The organism is Psychrobacter piechaudii (genome assembly GCF_900162825.1).
Lineage (GTDB): Bacteria > Pseudomonadota > Gammaproteobacteria > Pseudomonadales > Moraxellaceae > Psychrobacter > Psychrobacter piechaudii.
This window is the reverse complement of sequence record NZ_FUGE01000172.1, coordinates 1-25973: the sequence shown is the minus strand read 5'-3', so window position 1 is coordinate 25973 and position 25973 is coordinate 1. Positions and strand designations below refer to the sequence as shown.

The following is a 25973-nucleotide window of genomic DNA, read 5'->3' as shown; positions in this document are numbered from 1 at the left end:
AGAACCCCCAGCTTTTTTTAGTGAATAAGTAATGGTGTGGCTAATACTTAGTCATTTTCTAAAAATGAGCGTAGGTGCTCAGAGCGTGAAGGATGGCGTAGCTTACGTAAAGCTTTGGCCTCAATCTGACGGATACGCTCACGGGTAACATCAAACTGCTTACCGACCTCTTCTAAAGTATGATCGGTTGGCATATCAATACCAAAACGCATACGCAGTACTTTGGCTTCACGTTCGGTTAGATTGCTTAATACATCACGAGTGGCTTCTTGTAGGCCGGCTGAAGTAGCATCTTCAACGGGGCTTGAGATGGTTTGGTCCTCAATAAAGTCGCCTAAGTGTGAATCTTCATCGTCACCGATTGGTGTTTCCATAGATATGGGCTCTTTGGCAATTTTCAAGACTTTACGAACCTTGCCTTCATCCATCTCTAAACGTTCGCCTAATTCCTCAGGAGTAGGTTCACGGCCCATCTCTTGTAGCAACTGACGTGACACACGGTTTATTTTGTTTATGGTTTCAATCATGTGTACCGGGATACGAATAGTACGAGCCTGGTCAGCGATTGAACGGGTAATGGCCTGACGAATCCACCAAGTAGCATAAGTTGAGAATTTATAACCGCGGCGGTATTCAAACTTGTCTACAGCCTTCATCAAACCAATGTTACCTTCTTGAATTAAATCCAAGAACTGCAAACCACGGTTGGTGTATTTTTTGGCAATAGAGATTACCAGACGTAAGTTGGCTTCAACCATTTCTTTTTTGGCACGGCGCGCTTTTGCTTCCCCAATGGCCATACGGCGAGCTACTTCTTTCATCTCGCTAATTTGCATGCCCAGTCTGTTTTCATGGTCTTTGATACGGCGCTGCAATACCACCACATCGTCAACCACTTTGGCTAAGCTATCAGCAAATTTAGGGTTGCCTTTTAAACGGTCGGTTAGCCAGTCAACGTTGGTTTCGTTGCTTGGGAAGGTCTTACGGAATTCTGCACGTGGCATTTTACCGCGGCGGATAACCAAACGCATGATTTGACGCTCTTGTTTACGCACATCATCATACACATCATGCATGATGGCCATTACGTTATCAGACATACGGTTATTGAGCTTTAATAGCATGAAGCGATCGGCCATTTTGGCATAGGCTTCTTCCGCTTGCGGGCTGCCACGGCCATACTCTTCTAAAGCTTGTTTGGCAGTAGTGAATAGCTCGCGAATCTCTTCGACACGCTGACGCACAAGCTCTGGGTCTAGACCACCAGCCTCTTCTTCTTCCTCTTCTTCAGCGTCTTCTTCCTCGTCATCATCCACATCTTTAGCTTTAGATTTGGTGGTAATAACGGGTAATTTTTCTTCGTCTTCTTCAACCGGCTCAAGCTCTTCTGGATCTAAAAAACCAGTGATTACGTCAGAAAGCTTCTTCTCGCCAGCTTCTACTAGGTCATATTCATCAAGAATAAACTGTACAGTGCCAGGCCAGTAAGCCATAGCATGCTGAACGTCACGGATACCTTCTTCAATACGTTTAGCGATAACGATCTCGCCTTCACGGGTTAACAAATCAACGGTACCCATTTCACGCATGTACATACGCACAGGGTCAGTGGTGCGGCCTGGTTCAGTTTCTACAGCGGCTAATACAGCGGCTGCTTCGTCAGTGGCCATTTCATCATCATTGGCCCCATCGTTCATCAAGATATCATCAGCATCTGGTGCTGATTCAAAAATTTTAATACCAACATCCGTAAGCATTTGAACGATGTCTTCAATTTGGTCGCTTTCGGTAATTGAGGCGGGAAGTTGGTCGTTCACCTCAGCATAAGTCAAATAGCCTTGCTCTTTACCCATTTGAATTAGGGTGGCTAGTTGAGAGGTAGATTGAGAGGCTGCCTTATCGGTCATAATATCTCGCTTGCAATAGAAGATGTGGGTTAAAGGTAGAGTGGGGGTGCATTCGCTTTTTAGTAGGCCAGATTGTTGTCTTATTGTTTTAGTTTTTGCAAAAGCTATTTACTGTAGGTTGAGCAACCAAATCTGCAGCCAAAGATTAAAAGATTTTAGTCCGATATTATAACATAATATCCAAATCAGCACCGCAAATACGACCCTCAGTGAGAAAAACTAACGCTGATAGGGGGTTAATATTTGCTTAGGTACTACCCGGTGATACTAATGATATGGGGCCATCCCCCGATTTTTAAAGCCTTAGAGCTCATTGTTTGCGTAAACAATAGGTTGATAAAGTTTTTAAAAGCCAAATAAGCCAGCTTAAGCCATCTTACTTGATTGCTCAGCCTGTTGCTGCTTGGACCAGTTTAGTAAGGTCTGGCGTTGACGGTTTAGATAAGAGGTAATGATAATATTTTTAAATTGTGACATTTGTTTCGATAGGGCTTGTAGCATCAGCTGAACCAATAAATCATCGAATAGCTCATCGACATCAATGATACCGCGCTTATTTAAATTGGACCAAAAAGGAAACCAACGCTTGGCCAAAGTATGCTGCTGATTGGCCGGTAAATTGGCTAGGATGAAATGGGCAGCAGCATTGGTATCTTTGGGTAGATGAGGCGCTAGAGCATTTATGGTCTCAGTGAGCTGTACCAAGCTTGGACTGTCAAAATCCTGCCAACTTGGTAGAGGCGGTGGCTGAATAGCCCCTTTAGCAGGAGACTTAGTGGCAGAGGCAGAGACTTTGACTGCTGGCTTGACAGGCGCCTCAGCAGAAGCTTTATCAGCCTCATCAGTATTCTTATTTTTTTGTTTTGGGCGTGGAGGATACAGTTCAATATCTGCCACGCCAGACTCTTGCCATATACGTGCGATGGGGTCTTCTTGCATTAAATTTGGTGAAAACAACAAGCACAGCTCAAGCATGCGGCTGACTGTCATGTCGCTATCAAAATCTAACAACACATCATGAGCTGAGTTCTTTTGACCTTTTCGGCCCCCTAGCTTTTGATAGATGTCATTGTTAAGTAAGTATTTAAAACTTGAGCCCTTGGGCAAGTTATTGGTCAATTGCCTAACTTGAGACATCAGTTTGGCTTTACCTTCAGCCAAGCTTAAATCATATCTCTCACTTAAGTAGGCGAAAATATATTGTGACAAAGGCATGGCATTTTTGATCTGCTCACGCATGGCTTCCACGCCTTGCAGGGCAATATAAGTATCTGGATCATGCCCACCAGGCAATGTCAAAAAGCGCAGCTCTTTGTCATCACTTAGCACCGGCAGGGCAACCTCTAGGGTACGCCATGCAGCTTTTTGACCCGCACTATCCCCATCAAAACATAAAGTTAGGGTAGGGTTTAATTGCAATAAACGCGAGATTTGGCTTTCATTAATGGCCGTTCCCATAGAAGCGACCGCGCCGTAGATACCTGCTTGGTATAGAGCAATGACATCCATGTAGCCTTCGACCACTAACCAGTCGTTGGCTCTATGTTGCCTAGACTCATAATAGCCATAAAGCACATGTTGCTTATGGAAGATAGGGGAGTCACTAGAGTTGATATATTTAGGGTTTACCTCATTGTCTAGGGCGCGTCCGGCAAACGCGATTACTCGGCCTTGATTGTCTCGAATGGGGAAAATAACCCGATCACGTAGCAAATCATAATCCCGTCCTTTTTCAGAATTACGCACCAAACCCAAAGCTTTAAGACCCTCTATATCTCGAGGGAAAGCCTGTTCTAAATGCTGCCAACCGCTTGGAGCATAGCCCAGCTTAAATTCTTCGATGATGCTATCGGTTAAACCCCGCTCTTTAAAATAAGCCATGGCCCGTGAGTTATTACGCAAGTTGTACTGATAAAACTCACTGATACTCATCAATAGGTCATACAGATCCCCTTCTTGACTATCTTGTTGACTGTCTTGAGGCTGGCTGTAGGGAGAACCGGAATGATAGTCAGGGGCAGAGCCCATGCCAGGGTCAAAGTCTTCAGGATAGAAGCCTGAATCCCAGTCAGCAAGAGGCGCGGAGTTGTAATAACTGGCCTCATCAAAGTAGCCGGCGCTGGCGCTATCATCAGGGATAGGGGCTGAGTTAGGGTTATTCGAGCCGCTATTACTTGGACTGTTATTATTTAGATTGTTATTATTAGGCCCATTATTAGTCTCAAAGGTGATGCTATTACCGTTTGAATTACTTGAGCTACTCGTCGTAGAAGGTGCTTTAGGCTGTGCGACTGACGGCTGAGGTGGCGGCACACTTTTCTTGGGCGTTCTTTTATAGCGTAAATTTCTATTGTCTTCTTTGGGGATCTCAATGCCTGTCTGACGTGACAGCTCTGTTACGGCCTCCATAAAGGTTTGGTTTTCGTAGTCACGCAAAAAGCTAATGGCATTGCCACCCACACCGCAACCAAAGCAGTTATAGACGTTTTTTTGGGGATTGACATAAAAAGAAGGGGTTTTTTCACCGTGAAAAGGGCAGTTGCCTTTAAACTCTTTTCCGGCGCGTTTTAAAGTAGTGTGCTTCCCAATAATCCCTACCAGATCGGCTTGGCTATTTAGTTGATCAAGAATATGGTTAGGGATGCTCATAATTGCGTTTGGCCTTACCAAATAAAAACGGATTCTTTAGACGGATAAGCCACTTTAAAGGGGTTAGCTTATAAAGTGGCTCAAGGTATTGCTTAAACAATGTAATTTTAGCTAAGTGTTTTTAGCTAAGCAGTTACTTATTCATTGTTGCTGCTATCGGGATACATCTCTTTTGGACTAGAAATGCGAGTCTGTGGCTGAGTGCCTGTTGCCTCATCAGGTAAGCCAAGACCTAAGTTAACCCCGCGACGACCGGTATTGATCGTCGGTAAAGTTTGGTCAGATAAAGTAGCATTGTCTGTAGGCAACTGTAGTTTAGCCGCTTCATAAATGACTTGCTGCTTAGTCGGCCCCGTATATTCAGAATTTTGAGTAGCATTAGAGTCTGTGCGCTTGTCTGAGCGACCTAGCTTGCCATAAGTCATTCTGCTTAATAAGCTACCAGCACGGTTATTGCTAATACGTACTTTACCATCAGCAGTTAGCCATTCAGGATAGTTGATTTGTAGCAAAGTCTTGTATTGCTGTGCCAAATCATTTAGACCTAATTGCTCATTGCTATAAGCCAAAATTGCAATGGCTTCGGGAATTTGTTGGCTTTGAGGATAGTATTGGAATACCCATCTTGCACGGTTAGCAGCGGCAACATGAGCTTCACGTTTAATATACCAGCGTGCTGCTGTTAGCTCACTTTCGGCAAATTGATTATAAATATAAATCATGCGCTGAGCTGCGTCTGGAGCGTAGCTACTATTTGGAAATTTGGTCAGTAACTCTTGGAAGTTGCTAAAAGCCAAACGATAGTAAGAAGTATCACGATGGGCTTGCTGCAATTTCACCGCATTTAATAAGCTACTAGTGCCGGTTTGCATATTGGCTACGCCGCGAACATAGTAAGCATAATCTACTTGAGGATTACGAGGATATAGCTTAATAAACTGTTCAGCGCTGGTCACGGCTAAGCCATATTCATCCGACTGGAACTGGCTGTACATTAAATCTAATAAAGCTTGCTCGGCATACGGGCCAGTAGGATAGAAAGTACGCAGTTCCGATAATTGCTCTGAGGCATAAATATAGCGTCCTTTTTCCATAGACTCTACCGCTTCTTTATAGTACTGAGCATCCGACTTCTCTGCAGAAGCTACTGCGTCAGTGTCTTTGCCAGTAATATTTTTTAGAGTCTGACAGCCAGATAAGCTAAGCATACCGGCAGCTAATAGTGCCAAAGTGAACTTAGTCTTACGAGAAGAATGAGAGGGATTAGGGGTTAATGCAGTAAATAAAGAAGTTGAAGCACGCTGCATGGAAATCTCCGCAGAATATTTTAGTAAAATTTTAGTGGCTCTAGTGTAGCACGCTACACTAATATTTTGGTATAGGATTGTAGAGTGAATGCTACCTTAATGTTGTTAGCGCTTCAATTTTGACAGCTATAAGGCGTTATTGCGGACATAATTAACAGATTTTGGGTACTAAATACACTGTGTTTAGGGGGACGGTTATTACGCTAAAATAAGGAGAATAAGTCAAACCATGCTACACTTAGCTTATTAATAAAAAACTCAATTTGGTCCAAATAACTATGTCGTCTAATATGTCCTCTAAAACCCTCTCCTCTAATATGTCTTCTGAAGCGTCATCTATACCTTCGGAAAATAGCCCAAACCTGAGCAACAATCAAGCAGGAGTTGTAGATAATACAGCTCAGAATGAGCCGGATAGTCAGTCAACCCTTGCTAACCATACTATAGAGGGTAAAGCTATGGAGGATAAAGCCAACTCTATGCCAAGCTCGGCAATTGAAAATTCAGAGTCCTCTCAACTGTCATCAATGGCAGATTATGAAGCAGAGAGTGAGCTGGAAGATTTCGACGAAGACGAAGAAGAGAGCAGCGATAATCAGATATTAGAAGTACATGCTGAGCATATAGTGACTAAAGACGAAGCCGGTCAGCGTATTGATAAGTTGGCAGCAGAGCTTTTTGCCGATCACTCTCGTGCTCAGCTGCAAGAATGGATGAAGTCGGGTAACTTGACCATTAATGGTAGTGTTGAAAAACCGAAATATCGGGTCAAGGCCGATGATAGCTTGTTGCTACAAGCTAAGCTTGAGCAACATGGTAATGATCAGCCGGAAGACATAGCCTTAGATATTGTCTATGAAGATGACAGTGTGCTGGTGGTGAATAAGCCAGTGGGTATGGTGGTTCACCCTGGTGCTGGTAACTGGACAGGAACTTTAGTTAATGGACTGCTGTTTCATTATCCCAACCAAGCTCATTTGCCAAGGGCTGGCTTGGTACACCGTATCGATAAAAATACGTCAGGATTGTTGGTTATTGGTAAAACCAAAGCGGCGCAGCTTGAGCTACAAGAACAGCTAAAAGATAAGAGTGTCTATCGTCACTATCAGTGTATTGTCGCAGGGGATGCAGCAAGTCTAGCCCGCCAGCGTACAATCGATGCCCCAATTGGTCGCCACCGTACCCAGCGTACGAAGATGACAGTGACCAGCATGGGCAAGCCTGCTGTCACCCATATCATGACTATTACTCCGTTAAATGAAAACTATAGTTTGCTTGATGTGCAGCTAGAGACGGGCCGTACCCATCAAATTCGCGTCCATTTAAGTCACATAGGCCATCCCATCATTGGCGATGATGTCTATGGCAACCGTCAGCAGCTTAGAGCAGGATTGACCCAAGAGCAGCGTGATGCCATTCAAAACTTTCCCCGTCAAGCGCTACACGCGTATCAATTAGGGTTTATACATCCAGAGACTGGGGAAGATATCGAGGTCACAGCGCCTTTACCGGATGATATCGTTGCGCTGGCAGAAATCTTGAGTGAGTAGCGCTTATGACGCCCAATCCCATTACATTAAATACCAGCCATGAAAAGCCGTTTCAAGTGTTGGCTCATACCGATGAGATATTAATCATTCAAACCAATGCTGGAGCTGACTTGGCTGCCACTGATACACAAACAGCGGCTAACAAACAAAAAGGCCAGAACAACAGTTACGGTGGCTTTAATTTAGGTCTGCATGTCAATGATGATCCGGCTCAAGTGCTACATAACAGAGCGCAGCTACTTAGTCTAATCAATGAGTATTTGGCTCAGCAAAACAAAGGCTCTGGGGTTGAAGCTATTTATTGGTTAAGTCAGATTCACAGTAACCAAGTGATTCGTATCGAGGATGAGTACTTAGACAACTTGTCTTTAACTCCCCCTGCAGCGGATGCTTTGGTCACAGCTAAGCCCAATCAAGCCTTGGCCATTATGACTGCAGACTGTGTACCCATTGTGATTTATGATCCAAACTCGCAGCAAGTTGCAGCCATTCATGCCGGCTGGCAGGGGCTGGCCAATGGGGTGGTTTTTGAGACTTATAATGAGCTTATTAAATTTCAATCACTAAACTCTAACTCATCCTCTGAGAGAGGGGAAGCTCAGCCTTTACAAGCTTGGATAGGCGCCTGTATCACTCAACCCTGTTATGAAGTGTCTTATGATGTGGTCGATAAGCTGCTGCTTGGCTGTGAAAAAATGGGCATGAAGACAGAAGATGTTAGGTCTAAAATTGTTGCGGAGCTTGAGGAGGCCAATAAAGCTTGGTTGGATTTGCCTAGACTGGCGCAGTTGCAGCTTAAGCAATTAGGTATAGCAGTTGAACAATCTACAATATTGGGTGATGAATCAAAAGCTAGTCCTGCTTTGGCTTGTAGCTATCAGGATAGCAGCTATTATTCTTATCGTAGAAAGACTCATTTAGGCGAGGCCAATACCGGCCGTATGGCGCTATTAATTGTTAAACTTAACAGCTAGGCTTCTAGTCTATGCAGTTATTACAAAGAGAACCAGCCACATACTTGAGCCTATTGTGTTGTAGATTGTTGGCTAAATTTGCAAATTGGGTCTAGGTTAGGTTAAATAGGCCCTTTATCTAATATTAGGATGTTTACCACTCATGACTGATAAAGCTAGTATTGTAAACTCCAGTCCGCTGGATGAAGGACTGAAGATGGCTGTTATCTACCATAGTAATTATGGACATACCCGTAAAGTTGCCCTGGCTATCGAACAAGGTGCCCGAGACTATGCCCAAGATAAAGTAGAAGTCCGAGCGTTAGATGTAGATGATATGGACTGGGAGTTTGCCGATGCTGCCCAAATGATGGTCTTCGGTAGTGCAGTTTATATGGGCAGTATTACCGCTGAGTTTAAGACCTTTATGGACAGTACTTCTAAGCGCTGGTTTCATCGTAAATGGCATGGTAAGTGGGCAGCAGGATTTGCCAACTCGGGTGGACTAAGCGGAGATAAGCTAGCGGCGCTACAACAGATTTGTGGCTTTAGCATGCAGCATGGTATGAACTGGGCAGGCTTTCCGGTAATGCCTACGGGCCATAGCGAGCAAGACATCAACCGCTTATCAAGTTTTATGGGCTTAATGACCCAATCGGGTAATGATTCACCAGAGGTGACGCCAGGGGAGGGAGATATTAATTCAGCCAAGTTATTCGGCGAACATCTGGCACAAACCTTGATTAATCAGCCCCCAAAACTGCAGCTGAATAAAGAAGACTAATCTCTAGTTATGGCTTAGAGCTAGAAACTAGCGGTATTTCTTGGTTGTCAGTAGGAGTTAGATTTGGATTTGATGGACTACTGACGATTAAAGGACGAGGAAAATCGGCAGTAACAGGAATGGGGCTTTCTGCCATTTGAATGTTTTGACACCCACTCATAATGACGGTTAAACCCGTTAGTCCTAGTAATAATATAGATTTTTTTAGCAATAAAAACATAAAGAATCACTATCATAGATTATTGAAGGATGTTGCAGCATCAAAAAATATTTTAATCCTGCAACCATTGAACATAGTAAGCGTTAAGTAAGATAGAGTGCAATGGCTTTCTCCTAGTCTCATTAAATAAAAGTCTGATTAAATAAAAAAATCTCAGTTTAAAACTGAGATTTTTTTTACTTAACTGAAAACGAGTATATGTAAAAAGGGAAATACTAGCTATTTGGCGCTAGGAACCCAAATTGGAGATTTGGCAATACCCTCAGTAGGTAGGGTAATTACTTTGCCCCCGTCTACATAACGGATAACCAAATTACCTTTTTTGGCCCCTTGAGAATACACCACTCGTTCCCCACTCGGTGAGAACCTAGGCGCTTCGTCCAATCCAGTAGCTCCAAAGTTGGCAATAATAGAACCATTATTGCTCATGATGGCTGCACTGCGTCCACTTAAGAAGCCAATCTTTGTGCCATCAGGACTGTAACTGGGGTTGGTAGCATAGCCGCCTCGTGAGATTCTTACCGGTGATCCGGAGAAGTTATAGCGATAAATGCTTGGACGGTTAGGGCTGGCGTGATCAGAGGCATAGACGAAGCTACCATTAGGCGCGTAGCTTGGTGTAACCTGCTCATAAGGACCAGACATCACTAATTCTGGTTTACCGCCATTGCTATTAACGCGATAAATGTCTGCATCCCCATTTACGGTGCTCGAGAATAAAATCTTTGAGCCATCGGAGGAGAAGCTAGGGTTCAAACTACTGCCTTTCATGTCGACTAAGCGAGTCAGTTGGCTGTTCTGAAGGTTATACTTCCATAAGTGAGCACTGTTGTTTTTTAACTGTACAGAGTAGGCGACTGAACGACCATCAGGAGACACAGCGGGGCTATAAATAGTGGCATCAGTGACGCGGGTTAGAACGCGTTTGTTACTACCATCAGCATCTACTAATACTAAAGCAGAAGTTTTTGATTTACCGCTGCCTTGTTCCTCTACATAGATGATTCGAGCATTTAGGTCTAACTTCTTACCGGTAATTAACTCATAAATAAGGCCTGAGGCTTTATGAGCGGCTGTCTTACTGTCGGCTGCTGTGACTGTCTGAGTGCCTTTGATAATTCTACCTTTGGCCACTTCAATCACTTCAAAAGTAATGGTGGTATTACCAGCAACGCTTTTGCTGCTACCAATGACCATATACGGAATGCCCAGTTGCTGCCAAGCCGGTAGCGTTGCCGCTAAATCATCGCGGGTATGGGGCTGACCAATCAAGCCTTCGCTGGTCACTTTTAAGGGAGTGGCCTGTAAATCTTTTTGGATAATTTGAGAGGTGTTGCTATCACCAGCAAAAGGGACGAAGGCCACTTGGTTTTGACTTACTTCTCCTTTTTTGGAGATGGTAACTTCTAAGTCGTAGTCTTCTTCTGCATGGGCGGTTACGCCGACCAACAGGCCTAGTGATGCCAAGAGGGCACAAGACAAGCTGGTAGTTAATTGTTTTTGAGAGCGAGGGGTTAGGGGCTCAGCATTTATCATTTTATTTTTTTTCATGGAGTTATAAAGCCTATCTTAAAATTTGGATAAGAGGAGCATATAAAGGACAGAGCAAGAAGTAAAGCTAAAAACAGTAACTTACAACAGCCATCGGCGTTAATCAATCCACATGCTAAGGATGTGTTATAGCTCCTTAATATTACCCGCTTTAGCAAAGTAGCTTATCAAGAAAATTGACTTGGTCAGATAAGCAGTTAAAGACAGTCTGATTGAGGATAAATCTTTTAAAGGTTAAATATTAAAGGTTAAAGCTAAGCCTAAACCCTCAGTTATTATTGAAATATTCAAACTTTCCATTTAACTGATTTATCGAACGACGAAGTTAAGTTTCAATCTGCGTTTGTTGGTGCCGATAACTGGGGTGAGTGGACTTGCTCGGTTGACTGCAGATTCTAAAGACTCCTTTAGTGCTGCATCAGAAGTATTGGCATTGACACTTAACACATTCCCGTTTTCATCTACGGTCACTGAAACCGAGACAGCAGCGCCAACCTTGCCTACTGGTGGGTTCCAATGTGGTTCAATTAAACTTACCAACGCGCCACTAACATCACCACTACTGGCTTTGCTGTTACCACTGCCTGTTGATTGTGAGGCGGTTCCTGTGCCAGAAGTGGATTTGTTTTTATTGCTATCAGTCCCAGAGGGGAAGGTGGCACTAAGCTGACCTTGGTTAGTGGTGTTGGCGGTCACTTTTGGGGCGCTGTTTATCGGTTTTGACTCCTCAATAGTAGAGGTTACTTCCGTAGTATCTGAAAAATCTTCTGCGCCGCCAATATCCGGAAGTTCATTTAATTCAGTAAAGACAGGGTCACTACTGTCATTAGCACCCATAGGCTCAGGGGTAGGCTCTACTGATCTATTAAAAATAGAAGATATGCCTCTTGAGAAGGCAGACTCACTACCAATATAAGATGGGTCATTTTGGGTAGCTGGCTGTTGCTGGCTAATTTCGGGAGTCGCAGGAATACCGCCAGCAGCAAGAGTCTCGCGGTTGGCTTGAATATCCGCTTGCAAGCTTGCCAATTCCTCAGGGGTGATGATAGTAGTCTCAATAGCCTGGTTGTCTTCAATTTTAGGCACTTGGTAAGACAAAGCAATAAATGCCAATATAGAGCCATGCACGATTAAGCTTAAGATAGCTGGCAGGGCGATGCCATTATCTTCAGGCTCTACAGGAACGTAAACACTGGGCGCTCGATTTAGCAAGGTAATAGTCTCAAAGTTTTAGTTTATATTACTAGGTAGGGGCTGACCGGTTAATAAGCCTACTTTTTTTACCCCTGCTTTTTGAAGGTTAGCCATTAATTGCATCACCATACCATACTGATTATTTTGGTCAGCATTAATCATGACTTGCACCTCATTGCCTTGCGAATTGTTTTGTAAACCAATAAGGGTTTCAATTAATGCTTCTTCAAGCACAGGCGTATCAATATTATTTTCATAGCTCATATAAATCTCCCCATTACTTTTTAGAGAGATAATCACCGGCATTTGAGCCCCTGTGGCAATATTTTCGGTACTGGCTTTAGGCAAGTCAACGTCAACGCCTGTGGTCAGCATGGGGGTGGTCACCATAAAGATGACCAGTAACACCAACATCACATCAATGTAGGGCACCACATTCATTGAGGCATTTAGCTCTTTTTTATGTCTTGAAAAGGGGCTGGCTTTCATAACGTGCTCCTTTTATACCAGAGGGGACTGAACATTTTGAGCAGCAACCGCAGGATCATCTTGAGTAGAAGTAGCTGTTTCGTGAGTCTCACGCTGTAGCATACCCGTCATCTCATCACAGAATAGGGCACGGCTGTCATAAATACCAGCAGCCTTACCTGTAAAATGGTTGTAAGCTAAAACCGCTGGGATAGCCGCAAATAAGCCCATAGCAGTGGCAATCAAAGCTTCGGCAATACCTGGGGCAACCGCAGAAAGACTAACTTGAGAGGCTTCAGATAAACCAATAAAGGCATTCATAATCCCCCAAACGGTCCCAAACAAACCAATGTAAGGCGACACTGAACCGATACTGGCCAACACGCCTAAGCCTGATTCGAGTGATTGTTGCTGACGACCAAGTCCTACACGAAGTTTACGCTCAACCCCATCAATAATATGATCTTTAGGTTGACGTTTTTTATTCATGCGTAAGAACTCAGAAAAGCCCACATAAAATATATTGGCCAGACCATGACGATCCGGTGAGTTCTGAATGCCTTGATATAACTTCGCCAAATCTTCTCCTGACCAAAACCAGTTTTCAAAATGCTGATCTTGGCGTTTGGCTGTCCCCAGTCGTGCGCTCAAACGGAAAATTAGCACCCAGCAAATAATGGAGGCTAATAATAAGATACCCATAACAATTTGAACCAATAAGCTGGCATTGGTGATAAGACTAATAAGGTTGATAGAATCTGACAGCTCTGACATGAATAACTCACTTGAGGTTATAAAGGCTAAATAAAATAGAACGTAAGGGAAAATAGTGGAGATAAGGCTAAATTTGGAGTAGCTGCTAGTATCATTTTAAATATGATTTTTTTAAGTATCGGTTGTATTTATAAACGTTAGTATAAATATAAATAAAAATACAAGCGGGTCTAATATAGCAGGGCTACATTATACCTTAACCAGCGCTGATTCTACTACTTTCAAATAACCTTATAAACTAAAGCAATAATTAGATTCCCTTCAAATACTGCTCCTACTGATTAATAATATAAAAATTTGCATAGAATTTGATGAATTGTGGGTCAAAGGTGTACTAGTTTTAACGCGAATCCTATATAATCTGTCCTTTTTTTATTATATTAATGCAGTATTTCTCATTGTCTGTTTTTGGTTAATCAAAAAGTAAGGTTATTTTATTTTCCCTAAGCAGCACCACCTTTTGGTTTTTCAACGCAAATATACTCAGGCTACTACCTATGAATGCAATTGAGCGCTATTTTGGCATTGACGGTCAAAACACCACGATAAGAACCGAAGTCCTAGCAGGACTTACTACGTTTTTAACGATGGCATACATTATTTTTGTTAACCCAAACATTCTTGCAGATGCAGGCATGGATAGAGGGGCAGTGTTTGTGGCCACTTGTTTGGCTGCAGCAGTAGGCTGTTTCATTATGGGTATTTATGCCCGTCTTCCAGTAGCTTTGGCGCCAGGTATGGGGCTAAATGCCTTCTTTACCTATGGCGTAGTACTGGGTATGGGGTATACCTGGCAGACGGCCTTAGGGGCGGTCTTCTTATCAGGCTGTATCTTTGTTTTCTTAAGCTTATTCAAAATTCGTGAGTGGGTTATTAATGCCATTCCAAATAGCTTAAAGCAAGGTATTGTTGCTGGTATTGGTGCTTTCTTGGCTTTTATTGCCTTGAAGAGTTCAGGCGTTATCGTAGCTAATGAAGCCACTTTTGTCAGTCTAGGGGACTTACAACAGTTCTCTCCTATGATGGCGGCTTTGGGCTTCTTTTTAATCATTGGTTTGGTCTATCGTAATATCCCAGGTGCGGTAACTATTGGTATTTTGGCAGTGACCGTTATTGCGGTTATTACTGGAAATGTGCCCTTTGATGGTGTAATGTCCATGCCACCTCCTATTGCACCTACTTTTATGCAGCTAGACATTGCGGGTGCGTTTGATATTGGCATGATCAGTGTGATTTTTGCTTTCTTATTCGTCGACTTGTTTGATACCTCAGGCACCCTAATTGGGGTAACTAACAAAGCAGGCTTAGTGGATAAAAATGGCGACATCCCCAACTTAGATAAAGCTTTATTAGCGGATTCTACAGCGACCGTGGCCGGCTCGTTACTAGGGACTTCATCAACCACGAGCTTTGTTGAAAGTACAGCAGGTGTGGCGGCTGGTGGTCGTACAGGTCTTATGGCTGTGACTGTAGGCGTATTGTTCCTATTAAGTATCTTCTTTGCTCCATTGGCTGGCATGATTCCCGCTTATGCCACTGCAGGCGCTATTTTCTATGTTTCGGTACTGATGTTATATACCCTGAAAGACATTGATTGGGAAGACTTGACTGAAGCGGCTCCTGTGGCAGTAGTCCTGCTGTTGACTCCATTAACTTACTCAATTGCGGATGGTATCTCGTTAGGCTTTATCACTTATACCGTGGTAAAAGTATTAACTGGTAAATTTAATCAAGTAAGTGTGGCAGTCTGGGTACTGACCATTATCTTATTGGCGAAAATTGTATTTTTATAATCAATAGCCTTTTGTAGCCATGGGCTTGGTAACTATGCTAATATTTGGTTATCAAGCTCATAACCTCAAGCAACGCCGTAGAGGTTTTTCTTTTTAGGTAAGTTTTGACGTCCTGTTGATAACTTAACCTTCATCAAAAAAAGAAGAAGGCATTAGTGAGTTTGTTATTACCTATTCACCTTTGAGTATTTATTACGATATTGTATTAATTACCCAGTGGTTAAAAAGTAAGACAGCTTGAGTTCACTAAGCCGCAACATTCTTAATTCCCTGTTTTTAATTTCCCTTAGAATGAACTAGAACCGCCGTCTTACCTCCTAATTAGGTTGGGTATGAGTCTGGCGGTTTCTTTATGGGCATTCTACTTGATTTAAGAAATTAGCCTTAGTGATTCTCTTATTAGCTGTAAAAATAGCTTGGCATTTTGCCTGTAATATCAATATTTTTTAGTATCAATGGAGTTGATATGAGTTTGAACAATCCTTTTTATCCACAAAACCCTATTCAGTTTTCAGCGCAGGAAGTATTGAATCCAGAATTCATCGACCGCCCCTCAAGGGAGTTATTTAAATTAATATCGCCTCTTTATAGTGCCGATGAAGATGAGTGGTTGGGTCATTTATTGCCTTTAGCAGAGCCTAGAGTTAATAATGGCGTTAGTGAACGCGAGACCATTAGTGAGCAAACCAAAAGCTTGGTTGAGCATGTTCGCAGCAATGATAAAGCTGTGAAAATGGTAGATTCATTATTATTAGAATACAGCCTTGATACCCAAGAAGGTATCCTATTGATGAGTCTGGCCGAGGCTTTGATTCGGGTGCCAGATAACGCCACTGCAGATGCCTTGATTCGTGACAAAATGAGTGTGGCAGACTGGAAAAAACATCTAAAAGATGACAACGGCTTTATCGTCAATGCTTCAACATGGGGCTTGATGATGACAGGCCGTGTGGTGAGTATTGATAGCTCTACCACAGCAGCTGGCTTCTTGGATCGTATGACGAAGAAAATGGGTGAGCCGGTGATTCGTAGCGCCATGCAAAGGGCTATGAAAATTATGGGTCACCAGTTTGTATTGGGTGAATCTATTGAAGAGGCCAACCGCAACAGCCAGCCTTATCGAAATAAAGGCTATACCTATTCATTCGATATGCTTGGGGAGGCTGCGGTTACTCATAAAGATGCTGAGAAGTACTTTAGTGACTATCTACACGCCATTCGCTCTACTGCCAATATCAAAGTTAAAGAGGGTATGCCTAAGCCTTCAGTATCTATCAAACTGTCGGCACTACACCCTCGTTATGAAGCCACACAGATCGATCAGGTCTTAGGCTTATTGCGCCAACGCTGTATCTTGCTGATTGAAGCTGCGCGTGAAGTCGATGTTGATATCAGTATCGACGCAGAAGAGGCGGATCGTCTTGAGGTATCTTTAAAGCTATTTGAATCTTTATATCGTGACACCATGACTCAAGGTTGGGATGGCTTAGGACTGGTGGTACAAGGCTATTCAAAACGAGCTCTGTCTGTCTTAACTTGGTTGGCCAGCTTGGCAAAAGAAGTGGGCGACCGTATTCCAGTACGCTTGGTAAAAGGCGCTTACTGGGACTATGAAATCAAATTGGCGCAGCAAAAAGGAATTACTGGCTATCCGGTGTGGACCCGTAAAGAGGGTACGGACGTGGCTTATCTAGCTTGTGCCAGATTCTTATTGACCGAGCAAATTCGTGGGGTACTTTGGCCACAGTTTGCTACTCATAACGCTCATACTTTGTCCTCGGTGATGACCATGAGTCCGCACAGAGATTTTGAATTTCAGCGACTGCATGGCATGGGCGATGCTCTTTATGACCACATTTTGCAAGCCTATAACATTCCGGTGCGTATCTATGCGCCAGTCGGTGCACATAAAGACTTGCTGCCTTATTTGGTACGTCGTCTATTAGAGAATGGCGCTAACAGCTCATTTGTGCATCAGTTATTAGATAAAAGTCACCCAATAGGGCCGTTGACTGTGCACCCGTATGACACGCTGATCCAGCATGAGACGCTGCATAACCCGCGTATTGCAATGCCACTGGAGATTTATGCTGATAGGCAGGCAAGCTTTGGCCCTAATATCTTCGTTGATTCGCAGTGGCAGCCGTTCAGAGCGCAAGTAGACAGCTACTTACAACATACTTGGTCGGCTAATCCTATTGTTAATGGTCAACAAATTGATAAGACGGTAGCGCAACAGTTAACCGCTCATACTGTAGTAGCTCCTTGGGATCATGAGGTAGTAGCTGGTGAAGTAGTCTACGCTGACGCGCAGCTTGCAAGCCAAGCGATCGAGGCCGCAATAGCCGGTCAAAGTCAGTGGCAGCAAGTGCCTGTCGCTGAACGCAGTGCTATCTTAAAACGCATCGCTGACTTGTATGAACAAAACTACTGCCAGCTGGTGGCTATGTGTCACAAAGAGGCGGGTAAGACATTACAAGACAGTATTGATGAGATTCGTGAGGCCGTAGATTTTTGTCGTTATTACGCCAATGAGGCTGAGCGCTTAAGTCAACAAACCCATACTTTTACCGATATTGCAGGCAATGAAGTTACTCAAAAGCGCACTGCTCGCGGTACCGTGGTCTGTATTAGTCCTTGGAACTTCCCCTTGGCAATTTATACTGGGCAAATTGTTGGTGCCTTGGCTGCAGGGAATACTGTGGTTGCTAAGCCTGCTGAGCAGACCAGTTTGATTGCCTATTTTGGTGCACAGCTGATGTATCAAGCGGGTGTGCCTGAATATGCCTTACAGTTTGTCACTGGGGCAGGCGAGGTAGGCGCAACATTGACCTCATCACCCTTGATTGATGGGGTGGTATTTACGGGTTCTACCCAGACCGCACAGCACATTAATAAGTCGCTGTATTCTGCTGAGCGAGTGGTGCAGGCGGGCTCTGAGCAAAATACGGCTAAAGAATTGCCTATTTTGATTGCAGAAACTGGGGGTCAAAACGCGATGATTGTTGACTCAACCGCACTGCCTGAGCAAGTGGTGAAAGATGCAGTATTATCAGCCTTTGGTTCAGCAGGTCAGCGTTGTTCAGCGTGTCGTGTGTTGTGTTTACAACAGGACATTGCTGATTCTGTCATTGAGCTGCTAAAAGGCAACATGGCTGAGTTGGTGGTGGGCAATCCATCCAATGTGACCACTGATGTGGGCCCAGTTATTGATAAGGATGCTCAAAAAGGTCTACGTGCTCATATTGAAGCCATGCGTAATGACAGTCGAGCCCGTATAATTGCCCAAACTCCTATCAGCTCAGAGTCTGCAAACAACCTAAGTAATAGTACTTTTGTCTTACCGACGGCTATTGAAGTGGACGGTATTGATGTGATTGGCGGTGAGCATTTTGGACCCATCTTGCATATCTTACGTTATGAGGCTAGTAAGCTAGATGAGCTTATAGAGGAAATCAATGCCACAGGTTATGGCTTAACTTTAGGCATCCACAGTCGTATTGAAACCGTGGCTGATCATATTGAAAGCCGCACTAAAGTGGGCAACACCTATATAAACCGTAACCAAATCGGGGCCGTAGTAGGTGAGCAGCCCTTTGGTGGTTGTGGGTTATCAGGGACAGGGCCTAAAGCAGGGGGTCCACGTTATGTGGCTAGACTGATGAAGTGGCAAAACGTTTAAAACAACGCCAATCCACTTTTGATGTGACACAAGATATCTCATAACAATAAGCAATGACATTAAGGATAAGCTCATGAATAAAGTATTTAAAGAAAATCAGGCCCAGCAGTGTGAAGCTTGGGCGCAATTAGGGGCTGTAAAGCGCAGCATTATTTTAACAGAAGCGAGTAGAAAGTTAGCCGATATCAGCCCTAATGGTGAGCAGGCGCAATATTTATTTAATCATTTGTTGGCTCAAGCCCAAAAACTGGAAGAAGTTATGCGCTTAGAGGGTGCCACAGGGGAGTCTAATGACTTGTATTTAGCTCCTCGCGGAAAAACTATGGTGTTGGCCACTGAATCGGCCAATCCTATTGCTTTCTTAGGCACCCTGGTCGCAGCCTTATTGACCGGAAACGAAGTGTTTTTACGTTATCCAAGTCGTCAGCAGCTTTGCGAAGATGCTATGGCTGTTCTTAATGAGTCTGGGGTTTATGCCGGTGTAATGAGCATTACCAACGACTCAGAGCTGACCACGCTACTCAATATCAGTCGTTTGGCCGTTGTGGGTGCTGTGGGTACGCCGCAAGAGCTATTACAGATTGGCAAAGATCTTTCTGAAACAGATGGAATTTTAACGCAGCTGGTAGCGGTAACAGATTTGGGGAGCTGTAGTGAAATGTTTCAGCCAGATTATCTAGAACGCTTTTGTACCGAGCGCGTTAAGACTGTGAATACTACAGCCATTGGGGGTAATGCGAGCTTAATTGAGCTGGGTATGGGCTAGAGGTCTTAGGAAATGATTTGTTTTTAGGCTATTTATTAAGCTGAGGTCGCAAGACTGGACAAGCTTAATAAATAGCCTAAGCAAGAAAAAGCAGCCATAAAGGCTGCTTTTTTAATTAATTCTACCTAACTTAAGCAATTAGGCTCTGCAAGCAGGCTTCTCTAAGGTGATATTTAGGAAGTGCTCTAAAGAGTCATCCATAATTTTTAGCCAAGGCTTAGGTAATTCAGGGGCCAAGGTACCGGTTAGAGTAGAGCGATAAGATTTCTCGCGGAAGGTCATAATGCCTTCTTTTTTGTCTTTCTTCCACTGTTTAAAAATCTCACCTTGCTTTTCAACTTCAAACTCTGGGTAATCTGTGGCGTTGTATAAATCACGGATATAGCTGGCTTGAAAATCAATTTCGCTGTCAGCATCGGTCAGCTTAGCATGACGCTCTAACCACATTTCTTCATCTTTTTGACGCTCCTCTAAGCTAGGTAATTCAATCTTACCTAAAATGACATCACGAGCGTACCAAGCCTGCGCATCAAACATATTAAAGGTGAAGTACTGATCTTGCATGCCTAAATATATAAGCTGTGGGTTAGGCTGCCAGAAGATACCTTTGTATAGGTTTGCCGGATATAAACAGTTGTGAGTCTGCAGACGAAGCTCATCGGGTAAGAATGGGAAGTGGAATAAATACCCGGTACACATAATGACCGCATCAAACTTTTGGCTAGTACCATCTGAGAAATAGGCTTTGTCATCTTCAAAATGGGTAACTAAAGGTTTTTCAGAGATGCCTTTAGGCCACTCATAGCCAAGAGGCTGGGTACGATAGCTAATGGTGACTGATTTTGTCCCATATTTATAGCACTGGGTGCCGATATCTTCAGCAGAATAGCTACTGCCAACCAATAGAATGTCTTGGCCTTCAAACTCTAAAGCATCACGGAAGTCGTGAGCATGTAGCACTCGTCCAGTATAGTGCTCTAAGCCTTCAAAGTAAGGCATGTTTGGGGTTGAGAAATGACCTGTCGCCACGATGACATGATCGAATTCATTGGTTTCTTGTTCGCCTTTTTTGTGATCCATGACCGTGACCGTGAACTTTTTGGTCTCATCATCGAAGGTCACCCAACGCACAGGACACTCAAAGCGGATGTATTTGTTAATATCTTGTTTTTCTAGACGACCCATAATATAGTCGCGCAAAACTTCGCGAGGAGGGTAAGAAGGGATGGGGGCGCCAAAGTGTTCTTCGAATGAATAATCGGCAAACTCTAAACACTCTTTTGGGCCGTTTGACCATAGGTAGCATACATACTTCCGTGCACAGGCTCACCGTTTTTATCTAAGCCGGTTCTCCAGTTATAGTTCCACATGCCACCTATTGCATTTTGTTTTTCGTAACAGACGATTTCTGGTAGGTTTTTAACGCCTGCTTTACGAGCAGCTTCAAAAGCTCGCAATTGAGCCAGACCACTAGGACCTGCACCTAATATTGCAATCTTTTTATGACTCAAAATTATCTCCTATATAATTAAAGTTTATTAGTGGGGTTAGTAACCATAACATTTTTGTAACAGTTTTTTTAGGGTAATGACTGCCCAGTTTTGCCTTAAGGTCAAATAAATCTTGAGTTATTTCTGACGACACTTGCTGACGCAAATAAACCAAAGTTAACGATTGTTCTCTTGTTTACTAGTTAGAAATTGCTTAACCTGATAGCCATTCGTAAGGTTAATAATACGAAATAATAAAAAAAGATAAGGCTAAACTATGGAATTACTTTCATTCATCCCTATGACTCTAGCATCGGTCTTAGCATCGTTTTCGACAGACAGTGCCAATATAGAAGAGGCGGTTATTAGCACTCATGTAAGTCCGGAAATTGCAGGGGTGTGGGAATTGGATCTTACGGCCGCGCCTGATTTTGCTTTGCCTAATCCCACCATTAAGAGTCAAGATAATAAAAGCAATGCTAAAAATGAAGATTTAGAAAATCTAATACTGGCCATTCAAGAGTCCAGTCGTATTGCCTATGAGGCTCAAGCGGCCGCTGATGAGGCAGAGGCTATGAGTGGTTACCAGGAGGGTGATGTTGAGGATAGGGTGGATGAAATTAACAGCACTGCCCAAAATACACAGTGCCGTGAGCGTTATAATTTTGGGGCCGATAATGTGGTACTGACTACCAGCGGTGACGAGTGGACTTATGGTAAGTATGTATATCACCATCAAGAAGAGGGCCTACCCATTATTGCCATTACCACCACTTATGATAATAATGAACCTGATTGCTCTGGCATGCAGGTGGATCAAAAGGGTGAATCTATCATTGCTTACGTTGATTATCAGCCAGAAAAAAATAAAATGCGTTGGTGTATCGATGGAGAAGGTGATAACTGTTTTTTAACTTTTAGACAGTTATTGCCTTAGCAAAGGCCAACAGTACCGGCCAATATATAAAGCCTATGAGGTTAGTGTTATAAGCTTTATAACGATTTAAAGATTTGGCTTTATAGCTTGTACTTTAGACTTAGTGCTTTAAAATGGACTTTTCCCTAAAACCTATCATTGACTACTAGGCCCTTATAACCTAGCCCTTGGCGCTATACGTTGTCGGCGAAATCCTCACTTTTGAGAGGGAGGTCAAGTAGAAATATTTTATACCCCATAACATAAGATCGTACTCATGAAACAAGCGACCGCACTCGATATCTTAAAAACCGGTAAAAACGTATTCTTGACAGGTTCTGCAGGCTCCGGAAAAACCTATACGCTAAATGAGTACATCCATTATCTACGCGCCCGACGTGTGCCAGTAGCCACAACAGCGAGTACCGGTATTGCTGCCACGCACATGAACGGAATCACTATTCACAGCTGGTCGGGTATTGGTATTAAAGATGAGCTAAGTGAGCGAGATCTTGCCAATCTATCACGTAAGAAGATTCTAAAAGACCGCTTGAGAGAGACAGCGGTGCTTATCATAGATGAAATCTCCATGCTGCATGCCAAGCAATTGAATGCGGTCAATCAAGTGTTGAAGCATATGCGCCAAAGCGAAGAGCCTTTTGGCGGTATTCAGTTGGTCGTCGCGGGAGACTTCTTTCAGTTACCTCCTGTGGGCAATCGCGGCGAGACCAACCGTGAAAAGTTTGCCTTCATGTCTGAGGCTTGGTTAGAGGCGGGGTTTAAAATTTGCTATCTGAGTGAGCAGCATCGTCAAAATACTGATGAAGAAGAAAATGCCATTAGTCTAGATAATATCTTGAATCAAATACGAGGTGAGGAAGGGGTAAGCTTTGAAGCCATTGAAGCTCTACAAAATACCTTTTATCAGGACGTGGACATCAATAGAACTCGACTATTCACCCACAACGTTAACGTCAATAAGATTAATGAGCATGAGCTGGCTTTATTAAACGGAGAGACGGTTACCTATAATGCGATAGCTCATGGGGATAATAAGCTGGTCGAAACCCTTAAGAAGTCAGTGCGAACTAGTGATGAGCTGACCTTAAAGGTGGGCGCTAAAGTTATGTTTATCAAAAATAACAACGAGCTTGGCGTCTCTAACGGTACCATGGGGGAGTTGGTAGGATTTACCACCATAAAGCCGTTGAAGTCTAGTAATGACCATAGCGCCATAAGTGAGGACTCAGAGTCTGATGACCTAGAAGCTGAGACTACGGATATTGATATTGAAGAGACAGACGAGACGATAGTTGCGATCGATGGCGAGGATGAGTCAGAGAGCACGGCTTTGGTCTCTACAGATCGCTATCCTGTTATTAAGCTCAACAATGGCCGGCAAGTTATCGCTGAAGGAGAGGAGTGGGTAGTAGAGGATGAAAATGGCGAGATTTTAGCCAGCTATACCCAAATACCGCTGACACTGGCTTGGGCGATTACCATTCATAAGTCTCAAGGGATGACCTTGGATGCCGCTGAAATTGATTTGTCTAAGACTTTTGAACTGGGCCAAGGCTATGTAGCCCTGTCCCGTCTTAAATCTTTGGAAGGGTTAAAACTGTTGGGCATGAATGATTTAAGTTTGCGTTTAGATCCTCTGGCTCGAGGAGCAGATGCAAGATTTAAAGTACTCTCTTGCGAGGCGGAGCAAACTTTTGAGAAAATTAAGTCGGAAGTGTTAGAAGAGTCACATGAGCGATTTGTCTTGGTATCAGGTGGTACTTTGAATAAAGCTTATATTGAAGCTTTTGAGAAGAGTTTGAAAAGCCGTAAAAAGAAACAAGCTCAAATGCTGGCACAAAAAGACAAACTGAGTAATCAGTTAAATGATCACTCAGACAGTACCTTAATGGCTACCAAGCTGTTGTTAGAGGAGAGTTTAACTATTGCTGAGATTGCTGAAGCTAGAGGTCTGGCTCAGGCGACCATTATGGGACATGTTGCTCGCTTAAAGCGTCAATATCCAGAGTTAAACTGTGAACACTTACGTCCTGATGTGCTGACCTTAGATAAAGTGAGTGAGGCCGTAGAAGCGATTGTAGCCGCCGCTGATCCCAATGACTTTCAAGAAGGTTCTGAAGACAGTAGCGCTACTGCTGACCGTAAGCAGGATATCAATCCGTTTAGTAAAGACAGAATTAAGCTTCGTCCTATCTATGAATATTTAAAAGAGCAAATAGACTATAATACTATTCGCCTGGCTCTAATTTTTATTGATTAATTCTCAGTGTTTCATGGCTTTGTTGTTTTGTTTACTTCTTAATTTTAAGTAGCTTCTATGTCATTTTCTGCAGTATCAGCGGTTAACCTTACTAATAAAAAAGCGCCTTTACGCGTTGCCATCAATGGCTTTGGACGTATTGGGCGTAATGTGCTTCGGGCTCTAATTGAGCGTTTTGAAGTGCTAGGTACCTTGGTACATATTGTGGCCATTAATGATATTGCAGATGCCGATACCTTGCTACATTTGCTGAGGTTTGACAGTACCCATGGCAGACTCAGTAGGCTAGGGGTAGAAGCAAGCTTACAGTCAACTGAGTCAGGTACGGCTCAACTGTGTCTAACTAAAGAGGGTGAGACCTACTGCATAGATTTACTGGGGCTATCGGCTCCAGAACAGCTGCCTTGGCAAGCTTTGAAGGTAGACGTGGTGCTTGAGTGTACCGGTCATTTTAGATCTTATGAGGATGCCAGTCGTCACCTTAGTGCCGGTGCCAAGCAGGTTATCATTGGCGCTGCCCCCTTTGATAAAGTCGATGCCAGTATCGTCATGGGCGTCAACGATGACTTCTTGACTCGAAACCTGCCTATTATCTCCAGTGTCTCCTGTACCACACAGGCACTGGTACCGCTGATTTATGTGCTGGATAAGGCCTTTGGTACTCAGTCAGTGATGATGACCGAGATTCATGCGGTAACTGCTGACCAAAATGTGCTGGACCAACCACACCGAGATAAGCGTAGGGCGCGAGCTTCAGGTCATAATATCATTCCCACTACTTCCAGTAGTATCGCTGCCACAGAGCGCACCTTGCCCAATATGATGGGCAAAATTAATGGTCATTCGATTAGAGTGCCGACCATCGATGTGGCCGCAATCGATGTTAACTTTCTTTTTGAAAAGCAGGTCACTTTAGAGCAAGTAAGAGCGGTATTAAAAGCTGCCTGTGAGCCAGAAAGCTCTCTTTATGGCATTATGGGCTATACCGACCTGCCGTTGGTCTCTAGTGACTTTATACACCAGCCTGAGTCGCTCATTGTAGATGGTCAGCAGTTGATGCAAGTCGGATCGCAGGTGAAAGTGTTTGCTTGGTATGATAATGAGTGGGGTTATGCCAATCGTCTGCTAGACATGTGTTTGTACTTACATCAGGCTAAATAGCGGACGAAATAGGGTTGGGTTCAAGTTTGCTTACGCTCTAAAAAAGAAACGTTCTTTAATGACAATGATTGCTAAAATCTAGACCATAAAAAAGGGCCAACTTATCACTAAGTTGGCCCTTTTAATATCTGGCGGAGTCGGAGAGATTCGAACTCTCGAAGGGCTATGAACCCTTGCCGGTTTTCAAGACCGGTGCATTCAACCGCTCTGCCACGACTCCAATAGGTTGACTATTATAAGCATTTTTCGAATGAATGCAAGGGCAACAGACCCAGAATTTTAATAAAAATTTATTATTTTTTATCACCAGTCGCCGTAAAACCACCCACTTCAGGGGGTGGATATAAGGCGACACACACTGTCGTAAGAAGTCGTTAAAGGGTTGTAAGTCAAAATTAAACTTGCCATACTAAAGGCATGAAAACACTCAAGCTACGCATTAAAGACAACCACATAAAAGAGCTGAATCGTCTAAGCGGTTCGGTAAACTTCGTGTGGAACTATGTCAATGCGTTAAGTTTTGAGCA

General features: G+C 43.5%; 19 protein-coding genes, 1 tRNA gene and 1 pseudogene. 9 read left to right on the top strand and 12 right to left on the bottom strand.

Annotation, left to right across the window (positions count from 1 at the left end; translation table 11 throughout):
- Window positions 1-47: 47 nt before the first annotated feature.
- From rpoD to A1019T_RS09680, 3 genes are all read right to left on the bottom strand, one after another.
- Window positions 48-1907 carry an RNA polymerase sigma factor RpoD gene (gene rpoD / locus A1019T_RS09690; protein WP_077451472.1) on the bottom strand — a complete coding sequence of 620 codons (1860 nt, stop codon included), beginning with the start codon at window positions 1905-1907 and terminating at the stop codon, window positions 48-50.
- A gap of 366 nt (window positions 1908-2273) precedes the next feature.
- A complete protein-coding gene (gene dnaG, locus A1019T_RS09685; RefSeq protein ID WP_077451471.1) occupies window positions 2274-4556 on the bottom strand; it encodes a DNA primase in 2283 nt (760 codons plus the stop codon).
- A 137-nt stretch (window positions 4557-4693) separates the two neighbouring features.
- Window positions 4694-5863: an outer membrane protein assembly factor BamD gene (locus A1019T_RS09680; RefSeq protein WP_077451470.1), complete on the bottom strand. Its 1170-nt coding sequence runs from the start codon at window positions 5861-5863 to the stop codon at window positions 4694-4696.
- Window positions 5864-6390: 527 nt separating this feature from the next.
- On the opposite strand from A1019T_RS09680, the gene A1019T_RS09675 reads away from it, so the two are divergent.
- The 3 genes from A1019T_RS09675 to A1019T_RS09665 all read left to right on the top strand — a co-directional run bounded on the left by A1019T_RS09675 (window position 6391) and on the right by A1019T_RS09665 (window position 9150).
- Window positions 6391-7413 carry an RluA family pseudouridine synthase gene (locus A1019T_RS09675; RefSeq protein ID WP_425271955.1) on the top strand — a complete coding sequence of 341 codons (1023 nt, stop codon included), beginning with the start codon at window positions 6391-6393 and terminating at the stop codon, window positions 7411-7413.
- A 5-nt stretch (window positions 7414-7418) separates the two neighbouring features.
- Window positions 7419-8387 carry a purine nucleoside phosphorylase YfiH/LACC1 family protein gene (locus A1019T_RS09670; RefSeq protein ID WP_077451468.1) on the top strand — a complete coding sequence of 323 codons (969 nt, stop codon included), beginning with the start codon at window positions 7419-7421 and terminating at the stop codon, window positions 8385-8387.
- Window positions 8388-8529: 142 nt separating this feature from the next.
- Window positions 8530-9150, top strand: a complete 621-nt coding sequence (locus A1019T_RS09665; protein ID WP_077451467.1) for a flavodoxin family protein — start codon at window positions 8530-8532, stop codon at window positions 9148-9150.
- Window positions 9151-9157: 7 nt separating this feature from the next.
- On the opposite strand, the gene A1019T_RS09660 is transcribed toward A1019T_RS09665, so the two are convergent.
- From A1019T_RS09660 to tolQ, 5 genes are all read right to left on the bottom strand, one after another.
- Window positions 9158-9370: a hypothetical protein gene (locus A1019T_RS09660; protein ID WP_077451466.1), complete on the bottom strand. Its 213-nt coding sequence runs from the start codon at window positions 9368-9370 to the stop codon at window positions 9158-9160.
- Between the two features lie 219 nt (window positions 9371-9589).
- Complete coding sequence (locus A1019T_RS09655) at window positions 9590-10921, bottom strand: PD40 domain-containing protein (protein WP_077451465.1); 1332 nt, start codon at window positions 10919-10921, stop codon at window positions 9590-9592.
- Window positions 10922-11230: 309 nt separating this feature from the next.
- Window positions 11231-12133 (bottom strand): TonB C-terminal domain-containing protein, encoded by a 903-nt coding sequence (locus A1019T_RS09650; RefSeq protein ID WP_077451464.1) that lies wholly within the window; start codon window positions 12131-12133, stop codon window positions 11231-11233.
- An 18-nt stretch (window positions 12134-12151) separates the two neighbouring features.
- Entirely contained in the window at window positions 12152-12604 is a 453-nt protein-coding gene (gene tolR, locus A1019T_RS09645) for a protein TolR (protein ID WP_077451463.1), read from the bottom strand.
- Window positions 12605-12616: 12 nt separating this feature from the next.
- On the bottom strand, window positions 12617-13357 hold the full coding sequence (tolQ, locus tag A1019T_RS09640) for a protein TolQ (protein WP_425271954.1): 741 nt from the start codon (window positions 13355-13357) through the stop codon (window positions 12617-12619).
- Between the two features lie 497 nt (window positions 13358-13854).
- Here tolQ and A1019T_RS09635 point away from each other — a divergent pair, with 497 nt between their 5' ends.
- From A1019T_RS09635 to A1019T_RS09625, 3 genes are all read left to right on the top strand, one after another.
- Window positions 13855-15150, top strand: a complete 1296-nt coding sequence (locus A1019T_RS09635) for an NCS2 family permease (RefSeq protein WP_077451462.1) — start codon at window positions 13855-13857, stop codon at window positions 15148-15150.
- A 466-nt stretch (window positions 15151-15616) separates the two neighbouring features.
- On the top strand, window positions 15617-18832 hold the full coding sequence (putA, locus tag A1019T_RS09630) for a bifunctional proline dehydrogenase/L-glutamate gamma-semialdehyde dehydrogenase PutA (RefSeq protein WP_077451461.1): 3216 nt from the start codon (window positions 15617-15619) through the stop codon (window positions 18830-18832).
- Window positions 18833-18905: 73 nt separating this feature from the next.
- The gene (locus tag A1019T_RS09625; protein WP_077451460.1) at window positions 18906-19598 is read left to right on the top strand and encodes a 1-pyrroline-5-carboxylate dehydrogenase; all 693 of its coding nucleotides are present in this window, start codon (window positions 18906-18908) and stop codon (window positions 19596-19598) included.
- A 138-nt stretch (window positions 19599-19736) separates the two neighbouring features.
- Here A1019T_RS09625 and A1019T_RS13720 read toward each other — a convergent pair whose 3' ends face one another.
- From A1019T_RS13720 to A1019T_RS13880, 3 genes and pseudogenes are all read right to left on the bottom strand, one after another.
- Window positions 19737-20384 carry a flavin-binding monooxygenase-like family protein gene (locus tag A1019T_RS13720; RefSeq protein WP_244156617.1) on the bottom strand — a complete coding sequence of 216 codons (648 nt, stop codon included), beginning with the start codon at window positions 20382-20384 and terminating at the stop codon, window positions 19737-19739.
- Between the two features lie 78 nt (window positions 20385-20462).
- Window positions 20463-20834, bottom strand: a pseudogene (locus tag A1019T_RS13885) (NAD(P)-binding domain-containing protein); the annotation flags it as partial.
- Window positions 20835-20866: 32 nt separating this feature from the next.
- Window positions 20867-21109, bottom strand: coding sequence for a hypothetical protein (locus tag A1019T_RS13880; RefSeq protein ID WP_279626182.1), 243 nt, complete (start codon window positions 21107-21109; stop codon window positions 20867-20869).
- Window positions 21110-21365: 256 nt separating this feature from the next.
- On the opposite strand from A1019T_RS13880, the gene A1019T_RS09615 reads away from it, so the two are divergent.
- The 3 genes from A1019T_RS09615 to A1019T_RS09605 all read left to right on the top strand — a co-directional run bounded on the left by A1019T_RS09615 (window position 21366) and on the right by A1019T_RS09605 (window position 25446).
- Complete coding sequence (locus A1019T_RS09615) at window positions 21366-22025, top strand: hypothetical protein (RefSeq protein ID WP_077451459.1); 660 nt, start codon at window positions 21366-21368, stop codon at window positions 22023-22025.
- A gap of 256 nt (window positions 22026-22281) precedes the next feature.
- Window positions 22282-24285, top strand: coding sequence for an AAA family ATPase (locus tag A1019T_RS09610; protein ID WP_077451458.1), 2004 nt, complete (start codon window positions 22282-22284; stop codon window positions 24283-24285).
- Between the two features lie 57 nt (window positions 24286-24342).
- Entirely contained in the window at window positions 24343-25446 is a 1104-nt protein-coding gene (locus tag A1019T_RS09605; protein ID WP_077451457.1) for a type I glyceraldehyde-3-phosphate dehydrogenase, read from the top strand.
- Window positions 25447-25575: 129 nt separating this feature from the next.
- Here A1019T_RS09605 and A1019T_RS09600 read toward each other — a convergent pair.
- A tRNA-Ser gene (locus A1019T_RS09600) sits at window positions 25576-25666 on the bottom strand.
- Window positions 25667-25973: the final 307 nt, after the last annotated feature.

Coding starts and splice junctions, on each gene's coding strand:
- putA (WP_077451461.1), top strand. CDS start 15,617: ATGAGTTTGAACAATCCTTTTTATCCACAAAACCCTATTCAGTTTTCA.
- A1019T_RS09670 (WP_077451468.1), top strand. CDS start 7,419: ATGACGCCCAATCCCATTACATTAAATACCAGCCATGAAAAGCCGTTT.
- tolQ (WP_425271954.1), bottom strand. CDS start 13,357: ATGTCAGAGCTGTCAGATTCTATCAACCTTATTAGTCTTATCACCAAT.
- A1019T_RS09675 (WP_425271955.1), top strand. CDS start 6,391: ATGGCAGATTATGAAGCAGAGAGTGAGCTGGAAGATTTCGACGAAGAC.
- tolR (WP_077451463.1), bottom strand. CDS start 12,604: ATGAAAGCCAGCCCCTTTTCAAGACATAAAAAAGAGCTAAATGCCTCA.
- A1019T_RS09615 (WP_077451459.1), top strand. CDS start 21,366: ATGGAATTACTTTCATTCATCCCTATGACTCTAGCATCGGTCTTAGCA.
- A1019T_RS09605 (WP_077451457.1), top strand. CDS start 24,343: ATGTCATTTTCTGCAGTATCAGCGGTTAACCTTACTAATAAAAAAGCG.
- A1019T_RS09660 (WP_077451466.1), bottom strand. CDS start 9,370: ATGTTTTTATTGCTAAAAAAATCTATATTATTACTAGGACTAACGGGT.
- A1019T_RS09665 (WP_077451467.1), top strand. CDS start 8,530: ATGACTGATAAAGCTAGTATTGTAAACTCCAGTCCGCTGGATGAAGGA.
- rpoD (WP_077451472.1), bottom strand. CDS start 1,907: ATGACCGATAAGGCAGCCTCTCAATCTACCTCTCAACTAGCCACCCTA.
- A1019T_RS09680 (WP_077451470.1), bottom strand. CDS start 5,863: ATGCAGCGTGCTTCAACTTCTTTATTTACTGCATTAACCCCTAATCCC.
- A1019T_RS09635 (WP_077451462.1), top strand. CDS start 13,855: ATGAATGCAATTGAGCGCTATTTTGGCATTGACGGTCAAAACACCACG.
- A1019T_RS09625 (WP_077451460.1), top strand. CDS start 18,906: ATGAATAAAGTATTTAAAGAAAATCAGGCCCAGCAGTGTGAAGCTTGG.
- A1019T_RS09610 (WP_077451458.1), top strand. CDS start 22,282: ATGAAACAAGCGACCGCACTCGATATCTTAAAAACCGGTAAAAACGTA.
- A1019T_RS09655 (WP_077451465.1), bottom strand. CDS start 10,921: ATGAAAAAAAATAAAATGATAAATGCTGAGCCCCTAACCCCTCGCTCT.
- dnaG (WP_077451471.1), bottom strand. CDS start 4,556: ATGAGCATCCCTAACCATATTCTTGATCAACTAAATAGCCAAGCCGAT.